The sequence below is a fragment of the Clostridium mobile genome (assembly GCF_018918285.1).
GTDB lineage: Bacteria > Bacillota > Clostridia > Clostridiales > Clostridiaceae > Clostridium_AW > Clostridium_AW mobile.
In genome coordinates this window covers 239,242-262,331 of sequence record NZ_JAHLQF010000003.1, presented here as the reverse complement: position 1 = coordinate 262,331, position 23,090 = coordinate 239,242, and the positions used below count along the sequence as shown (strand labels likewise).

25 protein-coding genes and 1 other annotated feature are annotated in these 23,090 nt (G+C 29.5%); of the genes, 3 read left to right on the top strand and 22 right to left on the bottom strand.

The window, feature by feature from the left end:
* The 14 genes from KQI86_RS12990 to KQI86_RS12920 form a co-directional block, all read right to left on the bottom strand.
* The gene (locus KQI86_RS12990) at positions 1-1,044 is read right to left on the bottom strand and encodes a baseplate J/gp47 family protein (RefSeq protein WP_246582802.1); all 1,044 of its coding nucleotides are present in this window, start codon (positions 1,042-1,044) and stop codon (positions 1-3) included.
* The gene (locus tag KQI86_RS12985; RefSeq protein ID WP_216439809.1) at positions 1,045-1,449 is read right to left on the bottom strand and encodes a DUF2634 domain-containing protein; all 405 of its coding nucleotides are present in this window, start codon (positions 1,447-1,449) and stop codon (positions 1,045-1,047) included.
* A 3-nt stretch (positions 1,450-1,452) separates the two neighbouring features.
* Positions 1,453-1,785 (bottom strand): DUF2577 domain-containing protein, encoded by a 333-nt coding sequence (locus tag KQI86_RS12980; RefSeq protein ID WP_216439808.1) that lies wholly within the window; start codon positions 1,783-1,785, stop codon positions 1,453-1,455.
* A 2-nt stretch (positions 1,786-1,787) separates the two neighbouring features.
* Entirely contained in the window at positions 1,788-2,762 is a 975-nt protein-coding gene (locus KQI86_RS12975; protein WP_216439807.1) for an XkdQ/YqbQ family protein, read from the bottom strand.
* A gap of 10 nt (positions 2,763-2,772) precedes the next feature.
* Positions 2,773-3,429 carry a LysM peptidoglycan-binding domain-containing protein gene (locus KQI86_RS12970; RefSeq protein WP_216439806.1) on the bottom strand — a complete coding sequence of 219 codons (657 nt, stop codon included), beginning with the start codon at positions 3,427-3,429 and terminating at the stop codon, positions 2,773-2,775.
* Positions 3,429-5,363 carry a phage tail family protein gene (locus KQI86_RS12965; protein WP_246582801.1) on the bottom strand — a complete coding sequence of 645 codons (1,935 nt, stop codon included), beginning with the start codon at positions 5,361-5,363 and terminating at the stop codon, positions 3,429-3,431. The genes KQI86_RS12970 and KQI86_RS12965 overlap by 1 nt, the downstream gene beginning before the upstream one ends.
* 121 nt (positions 5,364-5,484) lie before the next feature.
* Positions 5,485-6,567: a hypothetical protein gene (locus tag KQI86_RS12960; RefSeq protein WP_216439805.1), complete on the bottom strand. Its 1,083-nt coding sequence runs from the start codon at positions 6,565-6,567 to the stop codon at positions 5,485-5,487.
* 261 nt (positions 6,568-6,828) lie between these two features.
* Complete coding sequence (locus KQI86_RS12950) at positions 6,829-7,239, bottom strand: phage tail assembly chaperone (protein ID WP_216439804.1); 411 nt, start codon at positions 7,237-7,239, stop codon at positions 6,829-6,831.
* 28 nt (positions 7,240-7,267) lie between these two features.
* Positions 7,268-7,732 (bottom strand): phage tail tube protein, encoded by a 465-nt coding sequence (locus KQI86_RS12945; protein WP_216439803.1) that lies wholly within the window; start codon positions 7,730-7,732, stop codon positions 7,268-7,270.
* 3 nt (positions 7,733-7,735) lie between these two features.
* Positions 7,736-9,052, bottom strand: a complete 1,317-nt coding sequence (locus KQI86_RS12940) for a phage tail sheath family protein (protein WP_216439802.1) — start codon at positions 9,050-9,052, stop codon at positions 7,736-7,738.
* Positions 9,053-9,229 (bottom strand): hypothetical protein, encoded by a 177-nt coding sequence (locus tag KQI86_RS12935; RefSeq protein ID WP_216439801.1) that lies wholly within the window; start codon positions 9,227-9,229, stop codon positions 9,053-9,055.
* Entirely contained in the window at positions 9,222-9,653 is a 432-nt protein-coding gene (locus KQI86_RS12930; protein ID WP_216439800.1) for a phage tail terminator family protein, read from the bottom strand. The genes KQI86_RS12935 and KQI86_RS12930 overlap by 8 nt, the downstream gene beginning before the upstream one ends.
* A 27-nt stretch (positions 9,654-9,680) precedes the next feature.
* Positions 9,681-9,860: a hypothetical protein gene (locus tag KQI86_RS12925; protein WP_216439799.1), complete on the bottom strand. Its 180-nt coding sequence runs from the start codon at positions 9,858-9,860 to the stop codon at positions 9,681-9,683.
* A gap of 308 nt (positions 9,861-10,168) precedes the next feature.
* Positions 10,169-10,618: a sigma factor-like helix-turn-helix DNA-binding protein gene (locus KQI86_RS12920; protein WP_246582800.1), complete on the bottom strand. Its 450-nt coding sequence runs from the start codon at positions 10,616-10,618 to the stop codon at positions 10,169-10,171.
* A 275-nt stretch (positions 10,619-10,893) separates the two neighbouring features.
* Between KQI86_RS12920 and KQI86_RS12915 the strand changes: the two genes are divergently transcribed.
* The 3 genes from KQI86_RS12915 (at position 10,894) to KQI86_RS12905 (ending at position 12,311) form a co-directional block, all read left to right on the top strand.
* Positions 10,894-11,271 (top strand): helix-turn-helix domain-containing protein, encoded by a 378-nt coding sequence (locus KQI86_RS12915; RefSeq protein ID WP_216439798.1) that lies wholly within the window; start codon positions 10,894-10,896, stop codon positions 11,269-11,271.
* Positions 11,272-11,311: 40 nt separating this feature from the next.
* Complete coding sequence (locus tag KQI86_RS12910; RefSeq protein WP_216439797.1) at positions 11,312-11,776, top strand: ImmA/IrrE family metallo-endopeptidase; 465 nt, start codon at positions 11,312-11,314, stop codon at positions 11,774-11,776.
* A 385-nt stretch (positions 11,777-12,161) separates the two neighbouring features.
* On the top strand, positions 12,162-12,311 hold the full coding sequence (locus tag KQI86_RS12905) for a hypothetical protein (RefSeq protein ID WP_216439796.1): 150 nt from the start codon (positions 12,162-12,164) through the stop codon (positions 12,309-12,311).
* Positions 12,312-12,452: 141 nt separating this feature from the next.
* Here KQI86_RS12905 and KQI86_RS12900 read toward each other — a convergent pair whose 3' ends face one another.
* From KQI86_RS12900 to KQI86_RS12865, 8 genes are all read right to left on the bottom strand, one after another.
* A complete protein-coding gene (locus KQI86_RS12900) occupies positions 12,453-13,508 on the bottom strand; it encodes an HD-GYP domain-containing protein (RefSeq protein ID WP_246582799.1) in 1,056 nt (351 codons plus the stop codon).
* 227 nt (positions 13,509-13,735) lie between these two features.
* Positions 13,736-15,577: a glycerophosphodiester phosphodiesterase gene (locus KQI86_RS12895; protein ID WP_216439795.1), complete on the bottom strand. Its 1,842-nt coding sequence runs from the start codon at positions 15,575-15,577 to the stop codon at positions 13,736-13,738.
* Between the two features lie 149 nt (positions 15,578-15,726).
* Positions 15,727-16,197: a DUF1905 domain-containing protein gene (locus KQI86_RS12890; protein WP_216439794.1), complete on the bottom strand. Its 471-nt coding sequence runs from the start codon at positions 16,195-16,197 to the stop codon at positions 15,727-15,729.
* A 60-nt stretch (positions 16,198-16,257) separates the two neighbouring features.
* Positions 16,258-17,547 carry an aspartate--tRNA(Asn) ligase gene (aspS, locus tag KQI86_RS12885; protein WP_216439793.1) on the bottom strand — a complete coding sequence of 430 codons (1,290 nt, stop codon included), beginning with the start codon at positions 17,545-17,547 and terminating at the stop codon, positions 16,258-16,260.
* A 201-nt stretch (positions 17,548-17,748) separates the two neighbouring features.
* Positions 17,749-17,978 (bottom strand) — a binding site (T-box leader).
* Between the two features lie 63 nt (positions 17,979-18,041).
* Positions 18,042-19,136, bottom strand: a complete 1,095-nt coding sequence (locus KQI86_RS12880; protein WP_216439792.1) for a glycerol dehydrogenase — start codon at positions 19,134-19,136, stop codon at positions 18,042-18,044.
* Between the two features lie 187 nt (positions 19,137-19,323).
* The gene (locus tag KQI86_RS12875) at positions 19,324-20,886 is read right to left on the bottom strand and encodes an AbgT family transporter (protein ID WP_216439791.1); all 1,563 of its coding nucleotides are present in this window, start codon (positions 20,884-20,886) and stop codon (positions 19,324-19,326) included.
* 470 nt (positions 20,887-21,356) lie between these two features.
* Complete coding sequence (locus KQI86_RS12870; protein WP_216439790.1) at positions 21,357-22,448, bottom strand: DUF4179 domain-containing protein; 1,092 nt, start codon at positions 22,446-22,448, stop codon at positions 21,357-21,359.
* A gap of 2 nt (positions 22,449-22,450) precedes the next feature.
* Entirely contained in the window at positions 22,451-23,041 is a 591-nt protein-coding gene (locus KQI86_RS12865; RefSeq protein ID WP_246582798.1) for a sigma-70 family RNA polymerase sigma factor, read from the bottom strand.
* Positions 23,042-23,090: the final 49 nt, after the last annotated feature.

The window sequence follows — 23,090 nt, the reverse complement described above, 5'->3', positions numbered from 1 at the left end:
CTACACCCCCAATTCCACAGTTCCTAAAACTGGTATTTCTTCATCTTCTAGTCCCATATTTACCGTTGAATTATTGATCTTTAAATCTGCATAGTCTAAAACTCCTGGAGTACTAAGAAGTAGATTTCCTATCCTTGCTATACTAATATAAGATAATTCAAAAGCTATATCCTTTAAATAAGCATCTAATAATTTAATGAATTCTCCTTGAACCTTCCCAATATTAAAGCCACTAGATAGTACTATTTTTGCACTTATATCAATTGGTTTTTCCATAGCCCCTTTCACAGTAACTTTAGTTCCTATAGGCCTAACTTCTTCTATATGGTGGTAGACTTTATCTATTAAATCCTGTGAAGGAGATTTCTTATTACTATCTACTATTACTACCTTAACAGTTCCATTACCGTTCCAAAGTGGGAATATCTTTACTTTACCAACTCCTGTAACCTCTAAAGCCCATTGTTTATAATGATTATAATTACCAGAGGTAGTAGGATTTTGAATCTTTTCTGTGAACCTATTATATAAATCCTCACCTTCTTCAATATCTTGTCCTTCTTGTATTGTTTCTTCTAACTTGGCAATTGCTAAATCTTCTATATAATCTATGGGAATTAAAACTCCTGTTGACTTGCTTCCTACAGTTCCTAATTCTTCGCACTCCATTTTATATATACCTGTGTCTATCTTTTCTACTGCTTTATAATTTAAATCATCTATAGAAAATCTACTACCCATAGGTATATCTATTAATTTATTTTCACCATTATAAAACTGTCCTTTTTTAATAGCTTTAGTCGGTTGCTTTCTATACATTCCTATTTCGCTTACCCTTTTTTCTAAGAATTCTTCTGGAGTATCTGCTTGTGCAAAAGTATACTCTAAGAATCTATCTAAATTAGAATAAGCTACAGCTAACTCTAAAGCTATAGGAGCTAGGGAATTGTGAATTATACTACCTTCTCTTTTATCTAAATCACTTGGAACCTTATCCATCATTCTTTTAAGTATAGCTTCATCTGTATTTACTTCCTCAAACAACTATCTCACCACACTTTCAGTAAATTCTCCGTAAATAGAAAAGACAGTGAAATCTACCGTTACACCATCTTTATCATAATTAAATATAAAATTATCCACATTATTAACTCTATCATCCTGCATAAGAGCCTCTCTTATCCTTCTTTTAATTTCGCTCTCTGTTATATCTTTATCCTTACCAATTAAATCCCTTAATTCACTGCCATAGTCCCAACTATAAATAAGATGCTCATATCTTTCGGTGTTTAATATTAATTGTACAGCCTGCCTAAGTGCTTCAACCTCATTACAATACCCTATTATTTTTCCTTTTTCAAAGTCAATTTTATAAGTTTTGCTAGATTCAATTACTTTTTCTATTTCTAAATCATTTTCTATTGTTGCTCCTTGTGGTAATACGCTCAATTATCACACCACCTTATCTAGGACGACATATTGTTGCCCACCTTGTACTCTTAAAAGTAACACCCTATCCCCTTGTTTAAGTCCTTCTCTAATAACTATCTTGTTTAGTTCTTTAGAAGTTGAACCATTGGAATAACTATGACTATGGCCTAAATCTATTTCATATTTAGTTAAACTCTGAGGAATAATAAAAAATTCTTTAGATAATATAAGCTTTTGATCTATTTTTATTTTTAAATCCTCTACATTTAATACTTCGCCAAACAAAATATTAACTGGATTGTTTGCTCCTACTGCATCCACTCCAGCCTTCTTTATAATATCTATCATTCCCATATCTACACCACCTTTAAATCAAAATCCATAACTAAACTTCCCTTTTCAAATTTATGTGTAGCATCTTCTATTAAATAATATTGACCTATATCTTTTTCTTTTATTTCTACATACACACCTGATCCGGCTCTTAGCTTTAAATCCTCTTTAATGTCTGTGCTTAATACATCTTTAAGTTTTAATGTTTTACTTTCTCTATTTTTAAGCTTCAATAAGTTGTTAATCATTTCTTGTATTTGGGCCTTATTTAGATTTTCATCTACCTTTTGAAAATGCTGTAACCTTCCCCACTTAGCAATATTTTCACTATCCTGTCCTATATATACATCTCTACCTTTGATCTCTTTATTGTCTCTAACTATTTTAATTCTATTATATGTGTCATTATCTATACTATTTTTCCAGTCAAAGTCACCCAAATTACTATAGTCAGAAATTACAACTTGTTGCTTCATATTATTTATATTTTTTAAACAAATAGAACCAAAATCATCATATAAAATATAAGTTTGTTTTGTACTCATTAATGTCTTTTCTAGTGAACTATACATTATATCCAAAAGCTTCTTGTTCTCCTCGAGAAGACTTGGTATAACATAGCCTGTATCTTCTATGGTTCCCATTGTTAATCCTATGTTTTTAAGAATTTGCATTATTATTTGACTAGCTTTTTTATTAGTAAATGCATGAGTATCATTACTTAGTAGATATCTTATTTGGTCGTAGGCTGTTACTTTTATTTCTTGGTCTTTACTGCCGCTTATATCAAATACATATCCATAAAAGACCTTATAGTTATCTGCTTTAAAGCTAACTACATATCCATTATTTATAGCTATGGACTTATCTTTTAAGAAGCTAAATTCTAAACTAGAAGGTTTACCTTTCCTTTTAGTTTTCCATGTAATCTGTGTAACAAGTTCACTTATATCAAATATATTTCCTCTTTTGTCATCTAGCAATAATTGTATTTGCATAAAATCACCCCTATGGAATTTTAAAAACCTGTCCTGGATATATTAAATTAGGGTTTTTAATATTATTTATTTTTGCTATTTCTTTATATCTAGCACCATCACCAAGATACCTCTTAGCAATATGCCATAATGTATCTCCGCTAACAACGGTATGTGTTTTTTGCTTTGGTTTTTCCGCTGGTCTTGGAGGTTTAGCTTCTACTTTAGCTTTGCTAGTATTATTCCCCTTAGTATCCATAACTATCTTCCTTGCTGCATAAGGTCTGTAGGCTTTAAGTTCTATGGAATAATGTATATCTCCTACTTCTCCACCTTTTTCCGTTAGCTTAAAACTTTCTATAGTAAACAGGTCATTAATATCTAAAGGACTTCCTGTAAATATAAACCTTATCCTTTGCTCTTTTTCTCTCCACTCTCTTATTTTAGAAATATAAACATTAGGAGAGAATAGCTGCTCTGCACTTACATATGGTCCTATATTCTTAGGGAAATAACTTTCAAAAGATATTTGAGTTAACTTAGGTTTATTTATTGTACTAACCTCTCCTAAATTTACAATATCAAAGGTTTTGTTATCTCCACTTTCATTAAACTCTATTTTCTCAGGGAGTACAGGAAGAACGAATCCTTCTTCCCCTTCATTTATTCCTAAATACATCTTATACATTAAGCATATACCCCCTCTGCACTATTAACCAATTCAGTTTGCATATAAGTCTCTATCTTAGATATTATCTTATTAATATCTGCTTCCTCTTTTATATCCCCTGTAGTCACTTGTACCGTAGGAGTTAGAGTAACGAAGTTTTGTATACTTTCCTGCTCAGCTAAATCTCTCATAAGTTCCAAATTCTCATTGCTTACATCTATGCTATCTTTAATTTGACCAAGATTATCGTTAGCCAATGCCAAACCATCTTTGGTTCCTATCTCTGGAGCAGCTGCGAATTTATCTAGACCTGTATCTAGGCCATTGTTTAACAATGCATTTTGGTCTTTTGGTGTTTTGAAATCACCAAATAAATTCCCTACACCATTTGCTATATCTGCGCCTTTATTATATCCAAAATTCAATTCATTAGCATAATCCTTCATTTTTATTTTAGGTGTTTCCCAATAATCTTCTGGTGGAGGTCCTGCATCAGCTGTAAAAGTATTTACAAAAGAGAAATCTCCTACTAAATCTTTTAAAAATGGAACTTTCTTAATAAGTCCGACTATAGAATCTAAAGCTCCACCAACAAATTCAACTATACTGTTCCATATGTTAACAAATAACTTTTTAATTGAATAAAGTGGATGGTTAAATACATTGACTAAAAGCTCTGCGAAGCTTGCAAATATGTTCCATATTGTACCCACCATATTGTATAAAAATCCAAATAAAATACCAAAAGCTCCTCCAATAGATCCAACTATTTGCTCTGCTGTAACTCCACATTTATTCAGCATATAAATAATAACAGCTATAAACCCAACTATAGTTATAATAGGCCAATTGAGAAGAAACCATGCGGAAGCTTGAGATATTAATGGTGCTACTTGTGCCCATAACGCTAACGCTGAAGCCTGCAATTTTTGAGTCAACGCTACTAGTAAAGTACCTGCAGCAAATGACAATATAGGACCTATTATTCCCCAATTACTCTGCACTGTTTCACCTATCCAGCTAAATACATCTATTAGCTTTGCTCCTATATTAGCTATAAAACTTAGTCCGCCAGCTATTCCATTAAAAAATGGTTGAAATCTCCCATCTCTAAAACCTTCATTAATAGTACTAAAAATAGGCTTTAAGGCTTGTAAAGCATTGCTACCAGCTTGTGCAAAAGAAGTTTGCATATTAGATTTAAGATTACTAAACTGGGCTGAAGCTGACATATTCAATTCTTGTAATGACTGCTCTGTAGCTCCTTTTTTATCTAATAAAATATTAAACTTATTTATGAAATCATCCATACCTTTAGCACTTTGCAACATTTGGATGTCACCATCATTGAATTGAAAATTACTTTGTAAAGAGGCATAGTCCCCTCCGAGAGCTTCTTTTAGCGTCCCACCTGCACCTGTTAGTCCTTCATTTGGATTTAATAATGTAAGCTTTTCAGCAGTTTTATTTAAATTCATCAATTTATTTGGATCTTTTGTGGAATTAATAAATTGCCTTGTTATTCCATTAAGTTCTTCTATACTATATGCACTTTCGTTAGCATACTTATTTAAATTTAAAAAGAAAGCTTCTCCAACATCTTTATTTCCTAATGCATTGCCCATATCGATAATTTCTCTCTCTAATCTAGCTGCTCCCCCTATGGTTGCATCTAATCCTTTTTTTATATTTTCAAATTTTAGAAAATCATCTATCAAACCTTTAATTTTACTTGATAGTCCATTAGAAGAATTAGCTGCAGCGTCTTGAGCTCTTGTTAATTCTTCTAATTCTGCTGAGGTTTCTTCAATTATCTCTACGTCAATTATTCTTCTATTTGACATTTCCATATCTATATTTGCACTATTGTTAATACTATCCATTACTAATCTCAGAAATTGTAATGCTGGAGGTACTTGTTCTAAAGATCTTGACATTCCTTCAATCACCATCAGACTATTTGATACTGTATCTATAATTATCACCTCACTTTTACACATAATAAAAACACTTACGTTGGTAAGTGTTTTTATTATTAAAATACTTTTTTAGTTCAATTCTAAGTTTATATTCTTATTTATTTTCAATAGTTTTCATATAGTTTTCTATATTTCTTATTATTTCTTCAGCACTAGGAGTATTTTTTTCAGGTTCTATAACTTTAAATTCAGCGTCTGGAGTTAACAATATATTGTTTTGTTTTGGCATTTGTCCTGTTTCTTGTAGGTAATCGGATACTATATTTTCAGCTTCTATGGTGCTTACAAGTATCCAATCTTGATAGATCTTACCGAATTTATTATTAAGCCACTCTGTTAAATATGGACTTAAATCACAAAATAGTGAATATATATCTCCTAATGTGCTACGTATTTTTATACCATCATCATTTGTCCATTCTATGACTCTATTTAAATCAACTTTTCTTATATCGTTTAATTCTACGTATAAAATATCTCCATCTAACTTATAGTAAATCTCAGCGATACTCTCATATTCATGACCTATAAGTTTTTGCCATCCTGCCATTTCCCCTGATGCTGGTTTTGATTGTAATTCTTTTGTTTTATGAGAAACCCATTTTTTATATACATCGTATGGAACTTCATTTTGAGGAATCATTCCTACATATGTTGTTGAAGTTGGTTTGTAATAATTGTAATTAGTTTCGAGTATTTTACAAACTTCTTCCAATGATATAAAAATAATATTATTATACAGAATATTTTCCGTATTCATTTTTTCCCCATGAACTTTAATACTAACACTATTAAATACTCCATTAATAGTGGTCAATTCTTTTGAAATTAGTGTTTCTTTTTTATTTTTATCTGGCTGCTTCACATTTTTCCAAGACTCAATAACCTTCTTAGAAACCTCTCCTGCCGGTACTTGACCTATATATATTGTATTTTTTTCTTTATAGTTATAAATATTCATATCAAATAGTTTAGCAATATTTTCAACTGGTAGATATATTTTATTGTTGTACACCATTCTATTGCCATTAAAACTAACTCCATCAACTTTAATGTTAGCTTTATTAAAGGCTACTTTTATATTCTTTTTATTGGTACTAGCAAATACAGAAGTTGGTGCAATAGTAATAATGGTGATAAGTAAAAAAACTAATATTTTTCTCATTTTTACTTTCATTATAAATCCCCTCCCCTTTTATAGTCTATTATACCAATACAATATTTGACAGTATATATTTTTATACCTATCTTTTCTTTCTAGACTTATTCATAGCTTTCTTTTCATTCTCAACGTGTATATCTATAGAAGCATATATAAAAGCTCTTTCTTTTCTATCTATTGTATCTAGAGGAGATTTACCCATTAATACTCCTGGTCTAATTTTAAGTTTATGGAGGGCATAGTGCGCATAGCTTGCCTCACTGTCGCCCTCCTTTATTAGTTTTTTCCTTCTTCAACTAGCTCCTGCATACTTTTGTCATATCCATTTATCTGGCTAACTATGCTTGACCATTCTGCATATTCCCCATCATTCATTTTAGCTTTCATAGAAGTTAATAATTCCTCTGCCCCTTTAACTCCCCACGCATTTTGAAGCTCTGCATTTTTTAAATCAGGATGCATGGTGGTCTCTATTATTAAGTTAGCAACATACTTATCTTGGTTAGTTTCTATAACCTTTTGCCCTTTATAAAAATCTACTTTCCTACACTTTTTTCTAAGTTCATCACCTAGTGTTGCTGATATAGGCTTAAATTTCATTTTCTTTTCTTTGCCACCCATTTTTACAATTTTCTCTATAGGTTCTATATCTTCAAACTCATCCATTAAAAAGTCTTTAAAATCCATTCCATACTCCTCCTATTATTATCCTGTCTTATCCTAATATTGGTTTATTAAATTTATTTAATAAATCCACATCTTCAAAAGTGAAGGCCATCTCTTCCTCTAAAACTTCACTATCTACATCAAAGGTAGTCATGTTTACTTCATCTAGATTACAATTTTTTAACACAACTGTTTGAGTACCTAAACTACTTGTTGGGTCTTCATTGATTACAGTAATATCAAAGTAAACGTCCTTACCTTCTTTCATATATTTAAGCATAAGCTCTCTAAACAAAGATGTAGCATAATAAACCGTAAGTGTTCCTGTTCCTTTCCACCCTATGGCTCTATTTTGTGTTCCCCTTTTACCAAGTGTTTTTACTTCTGCCTTTTGTTTTTCCACCTTAGCCTCTATTTTCTTCGCATAAAAAAGCTCTTCGTTACGGCCTTCTATAGTAATATATCCTCTTGCTTCTTGTCCACCAATAGTATCTTCTGCTTTAAAAAATCCCATATGTTATTGCACCTCCACGTTCATATAAAGTTTTTCCATACTGTCTATAGGTTGTATTCCTACTGTAGTAAATACGGAGTCCTTATTATTTCCATATGATACTGTTACATCTTCTGTAACAACATTTCTTATTGCTCCTATGCCTTGTAAAGTTTCTAAGTATTTTATTATATCTTTCTTAAATAAATTTCTGCTATCTTCATTATTAGAAGCTTTACCTATATAGTTATTTTCATATAAAGACTTAATGTCACTACCTATTCCATCTATAACTCTTATAATTCTATTTTTTCTAAAATCATCATTTTTATCTTCTGTAAAAGTTTTTAAGGTGTTTATATCCTGCTCCATGATTACCTTGCTATTACTTGTTATAAATACTAGTTCCCCATTGTTTAAAGCATTTTCTATATCTTTATTTGTATATCTAGTATCTACATCTACAGCTCCATCATAGCTACTATAAGTTAGAGACTGATTAACATTTGCACCAGCAGTTGCTCCTGCAACAAATGCCACTGCCTTTTCAGAAGGAATGACAGTCATGTCATTTAAAATTACACCATTTTTAACAGAAATTATTCCTTCATAATCAGCTTCTGGATAATTCTCAAGTACACATTGTACCTTCTTTCCTTCTTCTTCTCTAAGTCTTTTAATAAAGCTTGTAGCTATAGCCTTAATACTAGCATCCTTAGTAGGAATTGCCATAGTGTTAAAATTGTACAATTCAATTGCAGCTAAATAATCCGTATAATCTCCATTAGTCACTACACCATCGCTAGCTCCACTAAGGTTAATACCTGCAGTAGCTTTTAACTCTCCAGTACCTTTAAACTCTAAAAAAGAATTAGGTTTTAAATTCTCTATAGATTTAACTCTCATTTGTTTATCTACTTGTCTATTTCCTAACATAGTAATTACATCAAAGGAAGTTTCATCATCAATATTATTTTGTATAATAACTTTAATGTCATTTCCCTTTATACCACTATGTTTAGCTGTTATAGTTAATCCCTCAATTGTAGCTGTAGCCTTAGTACCTGCATTAACTCTATATAATAGAAGTTTATTTGCTCTTTTAAGTGATTCCTTGATTAATAATGCACTTTCTTCAGTTGTATCTATACCTATTAAATCAAATAAATCATCGTTAGCCCCTATTTCAATAACCTGTTTTTCTGGTCCCCATGAAAGATTTAAAGGCATTGTAACTATTCCTCTTTCTCCAAGGATATGAGAATCCTTCCTTTTAGATTTAAAATTTATATATGCTCCTGGTCTAATTTTGTTTTGTTTATTCCATGTTCCTCCTGCCATTTATTTCACCTCTTTCTTATTAAAGTCTTCTATGATCTTTTTAGCCTCATCTAAGCTATATTCTTTATCTTCTAGCAAAGCTTCTAAAATATCTTTCTCGATTGTATTAAACTTGTTACAGTTAATAATTTGTTCCTTTGTAAATTTGATTTCTTTATTAATTTCCTTCTTAGTCATTCTTAGTTAATACCTCCCCATGTAATGTTTGCATTTTAGGTTCTTCCTCTACTTGTTTAACTATTCTGTAACTAAACTGTAAAAAGAAGTGTAAAGCTCCCTCTGTAATTTCGTGTGTCATATTGGTAGCTCTGTATAGATTTTTATCTACAGCTACATATTCAAGAATTTCATAGAGTTTATCAGCTATGTTTAAACAATCCCAATTAATATCTTCTTTGTCACTAAAGTAGCTGATATCAAAAGAAACATTTCTTTTATATCTAGTATTAAACTCTTTCTTCTGCATGGAGCTTAAAACCTTAATAAAAAAATAAGGCCTTTTAAAGTCCTCTTTTGCTTCTTCTTTATATATATTTATGTTGGGAAATTCTTTCTCTAGTGCTTGGCTAATTCCTATTATTAAATCATTTATATTTGCCATTTAAATCACCTACCATTAATATTGGGCTTAATAATTCTGCCTATAAGCACCTTTGTGCCTTTTATAAGTAGGCCTGTTAACTCCCATTAGCTCTTCTAAGTCTCTAATGCTTAGTCGCTCTTTAAAACTAGTGCCATCTCTATCATAAGGATACTTTTTGTACAAGTCTTTTTTTATTTTCTCATGTATTAAAGTAGCTGTTTCCATATGCATCACCTCCCTTTTTAAAAAATATCTATCAAGTGATTCTTAGCTTCAGATGGAGTTTGCTTAAAAGAAATACTTACTCCAACTGAAGCTTAGAAGAACTTATCCAGGGACGTACCATCCGTTATCTCCCACTTGTAGAAGATGGGAGTATTACAGATGGTAGTCATCGGATAAAATAAAAAGACCCTTGAAATTCAAGAGTCTCATTAAAATAATGAACTGCTGAATGTTTTTTCGAATCAGTTCACTTTCTCATTTACTATTAAACCACGAATGAAACGTAACATAAAAGTAATTTTTACGACTTATTTACTGTATTTTTCTTTAATCCATATTAAATCAGATATCTTCTTTATGGCAGTTCTCTTTATTCTCCCTGCATAATCATAATCTAAGCCTAATAATTCCCCTACTTCTTTCCAAGGTTTATTATCTATACATCTTAATTTTACAATGCTTCTTTCTTTATCATCTAGCGTGCTTAAAGCATTATCTACTTTATTAATTAATCTCTCTTTATTTTCTTTTTCTTTCATCAATTTATCTATTAAAGTTTCTTTTCTTATGTATTCCTCTTCTACTACATTGTTAATTTTAAAGGTTTTGCTTGTTTTTTCATTATAATTAATTGATTTATACCCATTGTACTCAAGCCTTAATTCTTCAATTTCTATTTCTAAATTTTTTATCTCCGCTAATATTAAGTTGTAACTATTTAATAGTCCATCCGTCTTTCTATTTAAATTTTTATCCATTATATATACCCCCTAAATTTCATTATTTAAAACTTCAATATCCTTTAAAAATATTGTATTGTATTTCCGTCAAAATGTAAAAGCATTATATTCCTGTTTTTGGATTATTTTAATTAAATATATTTATTTTACTTGTTTATACGTCTTTTAACTCCTATTAACTGGTATATCCGACTAGTAATGTATTGTATTTACGTATTTTATATTATATAATAGCATTAAGAATGTCGGTTAAACCCACATGATAAATTTAACAGTATACAGGAGAGGTTTGTATGTCTATCGGAAAAAATATAAAAAAATATAGAAAAGAAAAAATAATGACGCAAAAAGAGCTGGCAGAAAAAGCTAATATATCACGTTCTTATCTTGCTGACGTGGAAAATAGTAGATATAACCCTAGTTTAGATGTACTAAATTCTATCGCTAATTCTTTAGAGGTAAAAACCAGCGATCTGCTAGATGAGGATAATAAAGATACTGGCATAAATTTTAATACTCCAGAAGAAGCTATGAAATTTATTATTGAACAACCAGCTATTATGGGTTTTGGGGGATTTGACATAAGTAAGATGAGCGATGATGAAATTATAGAGTTTGCTAATGAATTGTTAAGACAACTTAAGTTAATAAGCTATAAATATAAAAAATGACTTGAATTTATAGCTTAATCTATACAAATGGAGGGGTTCTATGGAATATAAATGGATTGATAATTTCATAGATGGGTTGATTGATGTTTACGGTACTAAGGATATTTATGAACTATACGACTCTTTAGAAATTTCCATAAGAAAGTTACCTAAGTGTAATATTTTACTTCAAGGTAATGAAGCTTTTTATAATAGAAATTTTTTAAATAAAGAAGTTGTATTTATACGTGATGATTTAAATATGGAATATGAAAAATTTATATTATGCCACGAATTGGGACACGCTATTATACATACGAATATAATAACTAGTGCTTTTAGTAGAAATCTTTTAAATTTAAATAAACTTGAAAAGCAAGCCAATTATTTTGCTTTAAAATTAATGGATCTTAATATGGATGAAATCGCTTTTGAAGGTTTTACTATAGAGCAAATAGCTAATAGCTTTAATTTGCCCGTTAAATGTTTAAAATTACTTTTAGATAGCAAAAATCAAAATATATAATAAATTTATCAAATAAACTATTTACAATTTTTTCTACACATGCTATAATTATTTTATTAATTTGTTAAAATTTACTATAAGGAGGTAGAGTTATGTTAACATCAATATTTTCATTAAAAAATTCAACTAAATACATCTTGATAAGTACTGATAGCTCTGCCACAAGTATTATATAAATTTTTATTTATTAATATTTTTAGTGTTTGTGTCCATGGGTTATCATAGCCCATGGCTTTTTAAATTTTTAATATTATATTTATGCTATTAAAAAGCCTTGGTATTTCCATGGCTTTTTTTAATATAAAAAAATAAGAAAGGAGCGTATGCAAAATGATGAAAAATTTTAACATGACAACTGCAAATAATTTATTAGGAGGTGATATATATGTTCATGATCGGAGTAACTTATTTAGATTATTATGTTAATTCTCGTGATAACAATAAGTGTAATAGTGATATTAGACTTTATTGTAAAAATGAAGGTTTTAATTTAGAATACTTTACAAACCTAATATATTCAGTTTTAAAAAAATAATTTATTATTATATAAAAATCTGAATTTATTAAAAAAGTTTACCCCTAGAAGCATTTTAGCTGCTTCTAGGGGTTTTATAATTCAATAATTTATCCATATGTAATAATATCATAATATAACAATTTCAGTGGACTTATAGGGCTAATCTGCTAGAAAACCTTCTATTTTTAATTCATTTTCCTTTTTTAAATCTATAAAATTTTCATCACATAAAATGAGAGGTCTGGATAAATTATTTATATCTATATGTACTATCTTACCTACTTTACCATTATTCAATAACACATTTTCTCCAAAGAAATAGTTTGCTACATGTTCTACAAATAGCTTGCTATAGTTATAGTCAAGCTTTCCTAAACAATCCTTCCTAATATATTCTAACGCTTTAAAAGGATCATCAGAATTTTTATTTGAATTAATATAATCGAAAGTATCTGCAATAGCTATAATTTTTGCAAATTCATGTATTTTATTATCTTTTAATCCTAGAGGATATCCTGATCCGTCAATTCTTTCATGGTGCATCAATACACCATATTTTACAGAATTGCTTAAGTAAGATATATCCTTAATTAAATTATAAGCTATTACTGGATGTTTTCTTAATTCTTCTCTTTCTTCTGTAGTAAGCCTAGAAGATTTAGAAATTATTTTTTTATCTATTTTTGTTTTACCGAAATCATGTAAAATAGCTGAATAAGCTAATAAGTTCAACCTATCTTCTGCAAATCCTAACCATTTTCCTAGTAGAGAACTTAATACAATGACGTTAACTGAATGCTTATATATGGAGTCTTGTCCATTTCCCTCTATTACTATATTCTTAATCATAGTTCTTGGAGAAATTAACTCTTCCATTACTTTTTTAGAGAAATTTCTCACTTCATTCATATCTGTTTTTCCCTCAAGCTTTATTTTAAAAAATATGTTCTCCAAATGGTTACATAATTTTTTAACAGTTATCTGAGCTTGTTCTAGTTCTTTTTTACCTTCTTTTAATATATTTTCTTGCTCTGGATCTCTTTCATATACTTGCAAGTCATTCTCTAAATAAACATTTTTTAATTTCTTTATTATACTCTCTGTTAACCTTGTTCCTTTTGTTATTAGTACATTATTATTAACTATAATCTCTTCTGCTGCAATCATACCCTCTTTTAAATCTTCTACACTTGCAACAACCTTTTTATCTCCCAAACCAAATCAACCTCTCTTCCACTTACATAATATTAGTGTCAAATTACTAATACAACCACCATACCCGTATAATCCATCTCATCAATTATATATATTAAATAAATGCTGTTATATAGTAGCCACCATAAATATTCCATATTTTATAAATAATTATTATTATTTTATAAATTAAATTTAATAAAACGTTTAATCTATTACAATATATATCGGTAGCTTCTGCCTATTCTTTATTTTAATTTTCCCTGAATATTTATAATATTGTTAAAGAACTTTTCATAAGGAGATATTTTCTTCATTTCATTTAAAATATATTTAACCATAACCACATCATCTGTTATTATATTATCTACGCCTAAATTAACTAATCTTTTCACATTGATAGAATTATTTACAGTCCAAACATGAACTTCTCTTCCCATGGAATGAGCTGTATATATAATATCATCGTTAACAATTGATTGTTCAATACTATAAAAATCTACATCTAGTTTTTTCAAATCTCCCTTTATCAAAAATATAATATATCCTCTTTTAATTTTAGGATTTATTTCTTTTACCTCTTCAAGTACTTTATAATCAAGGGATGTTATAACGCAAGAATCAATAAAATCATTTTCTTCTATTATTTTCACTACATTTTTAACCAAATTCTTTTCATGACCATTTGTCTTAATTTCAATATTAAGTTTAATCTTGTCTTTTGATAATTTAATAGCTTCATCAAGTAAAGGTATCCTCTCATTAGAAAACCTTTTATCGAAATAGCTTCCTGCATCCAATTCTTTTATTTCATTATAAGTAATCTCCCATATATTTTTGTTAAGACCTGTTGTCCTCCTTAAATTAGAATCATGTAAAAGAACTACCTCCCCATCTTTACTTTCTTGTGCATCAATTTCAGCAAAATCTGCATTGTGTTTTATTGCTGCTTCTATAGATGACAAAGTATTTTCTGGTGCTTCTTTAACAGCTCCTCTATGAGCAGTTATCTTTACATCATACTTAATGTTTATTATTTCACTTACTATAAAACTTGTTATTATAGTAAAGCCTAGGAATACAGAAATAAATGCCACAAGAATTCTTCTTTTGTTAGAAAATATTTTATCTAATAAACCTGGTCTTTCTTTAATTTTTATATTTAAAGGTGCAACCTGTATTTCATTATTTCTTTGTTTTAATATATAAAAAAGCCTTGTTATATAATAAACTCCTAATGGAGCAACTACAAAAGAAGATATCATAGTTCCCATTTGATGAAATACAAATATACTTGATATTATAATTCTTCCTAAATAAGAATTATAATTAACTTTTCTTACTAAAGCAGCCATAATTGAAATCCATGACATATAAATTAATAGAAATAATATTATATGAAGTATAGTTATAGCTAAAAAATAAGTTAGAAATTTTTTTCTATTGTCTTTAATTAATTTCCTGCTAGCTCTTAAGGCTTTCATAGGTTTTTTATTATCTAATATTATAAAATGAAATGAAAAAATTAATTCTATAGATTTAATGAAAAGTATAATTAAAATCAATGCTTCCATAGCGCTTAAAAATATATATTCATCTATAAAACTTTGTATAAAATATGGAATTTTAAATGAAAATCCTAAACTTGTATATGACTCTATTCCTATAAACCTTGTAAAAATGAAGAAAAATAAAATAGCAAAAATACCACCTACCCCTATGAACTTAGGAGTTTTCTTTAAACAAAACTTTAATATAGAGTAAAAATCAGATTCTTTTCTATTTGACAAAGTTTCATTACTAATTACTATTAGTCCCCCTATTTCTAAAAGTATTATTAAGGTTGACATTATATATAGTGTGAGCAGAGTTAATATTCCTTCCATGGAAAAACCATATTTTAAAATTTCATCATTGGTGATAATGTAAAATCCTCTTCTACTCATTAATATATTTATTATAAATGAAGATATAGGAAGTATAATTATAGATAATAAAAGTTTTGTTACAATTTGGTATTTTATAAAATTCTTTAACCCATATCTAAAATTATTTAATGCTTTTATTTCATTTAAAAATGGATTTTTCATAATGAGTACTCACCTTCTTGATTTCTATATACTTATAATATATAAGTCCACTTAGGAAAATTAGACTATGTTTCACTACGAAGTTTTCTTATAAATAAATTTAAGGGACTTTGCTTAAGCAAAGTCCCTTTGTTAATTGATTTTATATTTCACTTCATTTTCTCCTTATTTTCAAGCATAGTGATAACTTTTAGCACCCTTGCATCTGATGTTTCTTTTTTCTTAGCTGAAGCAATAAAATTAATAAATTTATTTTTTTGACTAACAGTAAGATTATTAAAGAATTCTGAGGCCTGCTGGTTTTCTTTTAATGCTATACTAAAATCTTCTGGTATATCATTGACTTTGTTTTCAGTATCTTTTTTAATGGTAACTACTATTTCATCACCTGGTTGTTTGCCAATCTTTTCTCTTATAGCCTTTGTTATACCGATAATATGGCATGATGTACCCATTTTAATCAGTGCACCACGATATTCTACGCCATCAAAAGTGGCGATTACTTTAACTATTCCATTGGTCCCAAACTCCTCTTTCACATTGTATGGAAACTGTATATATGCCCCATCAATGCCCTCACGAGCTTCTATAGTTTCTTTAAATTCATATACTTTTAGCATATTTTATTTCCTCCTTATTAAACTTACAACATTAAGTTTACAACATCATCTCAAATACTTCTATGGAGTCAATCTTGTTCTATCCCTAGGAATTAATGAAGCCTCTCTCACATTTTCTAATTTAAGAATTTGCATTGTTATTCTTTCAAGTCCAATAGCAAGACCTCCATGCCTAGGCATTCCATATTTAAATACTGAGGTATAGTTATGATATTTTTCTGGATTTAAACCCTTGTACTTTATATTATCTATTAACATATCGTATTCATGAATTCTTTGTCCTCCAGTTGTTATTTCAATGCCTCTAAATAATAAATCAAAACTATGAGTTTCATTTTCCCCACAAGGCATTGTATACATAGGTCTTTTCTTTCTTGGATAATGAGTTAAAAATATAAACTCGCATCCCAATTTTTCTTTTGCATACTTACAAATTAATTTTTCTCCTTCAGGGTCTAAGTCTCCATCTATGTCAGTTTTATTATATTCCTTTCTCAGTATCTCTATAGCTTCACTAAATTTAATTCTTGGAATGGTATTTTCTATCTTAGGTATAACTATATTCAATATCTCTAAATATTCCTTCCCCTCTTTTTCTATCTTATTTAGTACATGCTTCAAAAGATTTTCTTCCATGTTCATTACATCTTCTTCATTTTCAATGAACCCCATCTCAAAATCCATGCTTATATATTCATTGAGATGTCTATTAGTATTATGCTGTTCCGCCCTGTATACGTGGGCTATTTCAAAAACCCTTTCATAGCCAGCTCCAACCATCATCTGCTTATAAAATTGAGGGCTTTGTGCAAGATATGCTTTATTTTCAAAATATTTTACTTCAAATATTTCTGTACCTCCCTCAGCACCTTCAGCTACAATCTTAGGTGTAAAAATTTCGGTAAATCCTTCTTTAGTCAAAAACTCTCTAAATCCTTGTATTATAAGATTTTGTATTTTGAATATAGAATTTATCTTTTCATGACGCAAGCTTAAAATTCTATTATTTAACATAGTATCTAAATTAATTTCTAACTGTTTTTTATTAATCTCAATAGGTAGTTCTTCTTTTACTTCATTTAATATTTCAAAGTTCTTAGTAGAGATCTCAAAAGGATTCAATATATTATTATTTTCCTTTACTTCTCCTATAATTGATACTACAGATTCTAATTTTATATTTCCCATATCTATTGTTTTATTATCTATAACACATTGCACTAAGCCAGTTCTATCTCTTAAAATCATAAAAGTAATCTCTTTAAGTTTTCTAATACGATAAATCCATCCTTGAATTTTAACTTCTTCATTTATATAATTATTTAATTCCTTTACCATAACTCTTCTCATTACAATCTCTCCTTTTAAATTTAATAAAAACTAATTTTAATAATCAAAAATCCCCTTGAGCATTAAAGCTCAAGGGGCGAAAATTCGCGGTACCACCCTAATTAATCTTATATTATTAACTTATGAAACCATAGAATAACACCATATAATTAGAATGGGCCCTATTCTAATCATCGGATAAAACAAAAAGCTTTCACTCCTTATAGGAGTGAAAGCTATAAATTCACGGTGCCATCCTGCTTCAACAAAGTTAATTAATAACTAAGTTATCTTTAATCCCTTTAACGGTGGAATCCGTTTTATCCTACTTTTAATTTCAGATAAACTCCTCTAGGATGTCTTTCAATACCACTTTTCTCATGGAGCTTCCACCTGCCTCCACTCGCTTTGGATACTAAGATAATATTTACTCTTCCCTTCAATGGAATTCAATATAATATATTTTACTATCTATAATATGATTTAATAATTATTTTGTCAAGGAAATATTATTTTTATTTATATAACCTTCCTATTTTATCAGCAGTTAATATTGCTGCATATACATCATCCTCAGTTACTGGGAAAGGCATGTTGTATATGGTTTCTCCTTCAGCGGTAGAGGCTTTAGCAACTTTTCTTATATCATCCTCTTTAACTTCCTTTATTCCCATATCCTCAAGAGTTATAGGAAGTCCTACGTCAATACAAAATTCAATTACTTCATCAATCTCTTCCATAGGAGCATTTTCAAGCGCCAGTTGTGCTATTGTACCAAAGGCAACCTTTTCACCATGATATAAATGGTGGCACTCTTCTAATACCGTAAAACCATTGTGGATAGCATGGGCTCCTGCTAATCCTCCACTTTCAAAACCTATACCGCTTAAATATGTATTAGCTTCAATTATTTTTTCTAAAGATAGGTTTGACACTTTGCTTTCAGCTGCTAATTTCGCCTTTAATCCATCTGTCATCAGCGTATTATAACAAAGCTCAGCAAGGGCATAGGAAGCTTCAGTGGAATGTGCTCCAGCCATTGTAATTGCATTTGACTGTTTGCAAGCTCTAGCTTCAAAATATGTAGCTAAAGCATCTCCCATACCTGCTACTAGTAACCTTACTGGTGCAGCTGCTATTATTTTTGTATCCATAAGCACCATTGTTGGATTTTTAGGCAATAATAGATATTCATCAAATTCTCCCTCTTCAGTATAAATTACAGATAAAGCACTACAAGGGGCATCTGTAGATGCTATAGTAGGTGCTATAATAACAGGCAAATTTAAATAATGAGCTATAGCTTTTGCTGTATCTAAAGTTTTTCCACCACCTATACCAACAACTATATCGCAAGATTTACCTCTACATATTTCTTTTAATCTATTTATTTCTACTTTTGAACATTCTCCATTGAATTTTTCCATTACAAAATTTGAGCCATTATCTTTATAACTTTTTTCTATAATATCCTTAGTCAAACTCATAACAAAATCATCTGCAATAACAAATGGGAGCTTGCCAAAATCTCTTGTATGATTCCCAACTTTAGCCAACTCCTCATTTCCTTGAATATATTTACTTGGTGATGCAACAATTTTTGTTGTCATATAAATCACTCCTTAAATAGCTATTTTTATTCAGTGAATAGTTTATGTGTTTCATGTTATTTTATTCGTATTAATAATAAAAATAAGCTAAATAATTACAATAAAATAAATCCCCTTGAGGATTAAAACCTAAGGGGATTATTAACTATATAAATATATAACTATATGATTCTAATATTATATTTTACTACATAAATATTCCTATTCCAGGTCCTAGTGGTAAGTTTAGACCATACCATAACATCAATAAAGCGCTCCATCCTATTAAGAATAATGCGGAGTATGGCAACATCATTGATATTAATGTACCTATTCCTGTATCCTCATCATATTTTTCAGCAAAAGAAACTATCAACGCAAAATATGACATAAGCGGAGTTATAATATTTGTACATGAATCTCCTACTCTAAAGGCTGCCTGAGTAAATTCTGGCGTAAAGCCTATTCCCATAAACATTGGGACAAATACTGGTGCCATGATCGCCCATTTTGCTGAAGCTGATCCCATAAATAAATTTATGAATGCACAAAGTAAAATAAATAATATTATAAGCGGTATACCAGTCAGTCCTGTAGTTTCTAAGAATTGTGCACCTTTTACTGCTAATATAGTTCCTAAATTAGTATGACCAAAATATGCAACGAATTGAGCTGCAAAGAAAACTAAAACAAGATAACCTCCCATTTTACCCATGGATTTACCTAAAGCATTTGCAATATCCTTATTGCTTTTTATGTTACCAGCAGCGATTCCATAACAAGCCCCTGGCACAAAGAAAAATAATGCTATGATTGGAACAATTGAGTCCATAAATGGAGTTTTTCCTATAATTTTATGTGTTTCTGGATGTCTAAGTATACCATTGTATGGTACAACCATTGCTAATATAACTATTAAAAATATTAAGAATCCTATAACTGCATACTTTAAACCTTTCTTCTCTTCTTTAGTTAATCCAAGTATGTCTTCTGCTGGAGCATCCTTGTATACTCCAAGCCTTGGTTCTACTATTCTATCCGTTACAAAAGTTCCTATAATAGTTATTAAAAAAGTTGAAACAATCATAAAATACCAGTTTGCTGTAGCTGCTACATCGTAACCTGGATTCATAAGTCTAGCAGCTTCAGTACTAATACCACCAAGTAATGGATCTGTAGTACCTATAAGTAAATTCGCACTAAAACCACCAGATACACCTGCGAACGCTGCAGCAATACCTGCAAGTGGATGTCTACCAAAGCTTAAAAACACCAATGCTCCTAAAGGTATTAAAACTATATATCCCGCATCTGATGCTATGTTAGACATAATACCAAGGAATACAACTATTGCTGTTATTAATTGTTTAGGTGTGCTCATTACTGTTTTTCTAAGTAGAGCTTGTATAAATCCAGTTTCCTCTGCCATACCTACTCCCAGCATAGCAACTAAAACTGTTCCTAATGGTGCAAAGGAAGTAAAATTCGTAACTGCAGTTGTAAACATATATCTTATGCCATCCGGTGTAAGTAAACTTACTGCCTCTACAGTTGTTAATTTTGTTCCTCCATTGACCTTGTCCAACATATCATATTGAACATTTACGCCTGCTCTTGCACAAAGGTCGGATACTATTATTACTATAATACTTAATATAATGAAAATCGCCATAGGGTGTGGCATTTTATTTCCAACCCTTTCAACCCAGTTTAAAAAGCCTCCGGTACCTTTTTTCTTGTCTTTTTTAGTTTCCGTAATAGGTCTAGCCATAATTCACTCCCCCATCATAATATTAATTTTTTTAATAATACACATTATTATTTATTTAAATTTAGCATATTATTTTTAATATTCATTTACAATTTATTAACATTCTAACATATGACTTAAAATAATTCAATAATATTTAATTTTGAATTATTTATTATATTTCTTATTCAAATTATATATATATTTAATATTTAATTTCCTAATAAAATCCTTATAACATCAATATTATAAGATTTAAATCAAGAAAATTCAAGATGATTTCTTTTTTTCATAATAAAATATTTTTTATCAAGAATTGCATAAAAAGAAACCTATACGAAAATTATATTTCATTTTTATCATTTATATCCTCATATAAACTAATAGAAAGTTGCATTTTTATTGTCACTAGTTCTCTTTTAAACTTAAAAAATAAAAATACCCTTGAATATAAAATTCAAGGGGTAAAATTTATGATTAAATCTAAACATCTATTTTAAATCAATAACTATGTCATCTAAAATTACCTCTTTAGGCATTGTTCCTTTCTCTTTTAAGTACTCTAACACTTCTTTATCCATATATTTATCTTTAAGGGCTGATGATCCAATTATTCGCTGCCCATCTTTAGCTAATACATTAAACTCAGCTTTAGGAGTTATTATAAGCTTAGTAGCATTTTCATCTATTTTTTCGTAAGTAGACGTCCAATTCATAATGTTTTTAGTACCATGTCCTCCGTCTCCCTCACCTGAATATACATTACCTAAATCATCTTTCACTTCAACAATTTCAGTGTCTACACTATGATATCCATTTAATTCTTCGTCAGAAACCTGTTGACTATAATATAAAATAGTGGACATAGGTGTAAAAGTTATTTTTTCTATATTTAAATTTACTCCTTCTTTAGTTGTGCTTTTATTAATCATCATAATATCAGCATCGCTCTTTTTAAGATTAAATTTAAAACCCCAATTACCATTTATATCTAAGCCATTGTGATCATTATAATCATTTATACCTTCAAATTTTAGTTTTACATTAAGATCATCTTTAGGCTCATCTATAGACATTCTAGTAAAGCCCACGTAGGTGTTCTCACTTACCTTATGAACTCCACTGCTACCTGTCATTCCACCTTTATATCCCTCAATGCTAAGATCATCTTTAGTATATATGCTATCCCCCAAATCTTTTTCACTTTCTATAGTATATGTGATCATGACTGTCCTTCCATCATATATTGCATCATTTAAAGTAATTTTAATTCCCTTATCTTCCTGAGTCATATCTAGTGATTTAGAATACTCCTTGTAGTCCATATAGCTTCCATTTCTGTTTTCACTTAAATAAGAAAATATATTTCCTATAACAGGAATTTCTTTAGCATAGGCCGGAAATGCCACGCTAAATGCTGTTGTTCCAATTACCATAGTTGCCGCCGCTGCCGCTACTTTTTTCTTCCATTTATTTTTCATTTTTGATTCTCCCTTACCTTTATACCCCTCTTCAATTGCATCTCTAATTCTCTCATCTAGCTTTGATGAAACTTTAATTTTATCTATATTCTCATACTTCATTTCTATACCTCCTTCATATAGACTCTCAACTTCTTTATGGTTCTACTAATACTACTTTTAATAGTTCCCATTGGAACATTAGTTACCTGTGATATATCCTTTATGCTCATATCATCCATATATCTCATTGCAATTAGCTCTTTTTCATTTTCCTTCAAGCTATCTAAAGCCTTATACAAATCCATATTTTCTTCTATATTGCTATTATTATAGATCAATTTTTCTTCAAAAGTAGTAGTATCATTTATCTCTATATTTTTATTTTTACGTATATGATCCTTGCAAGTATTTATCATAATACGAGTAATCCAGGTATTGAAATGCTGTGGCTCTTTTAATTTATCAATGGATTGAATAGCTTTTACAATAGAATCATGAATACAATCTAATGCATCATCTTCATTTTTCATATAAATAAGAGCCACTCTGTATAGCTTGTTTTTTATAGGTTCTAGCATCCTATAAAAACTCTCCCCATCTCCATCTTTAGCTTTGTAAAAGCTTATTTCATCAACCAACTTCTCCACTCCTTTCATTTTCCCTTTCGAAGCTGCTTCATTTATTAGACGTATGAGGCATAAGAAACGTTGCATAAATTTACAAAATAAAAATCCCCTTGAGCGTAAAAACTCAAGGGGTGAA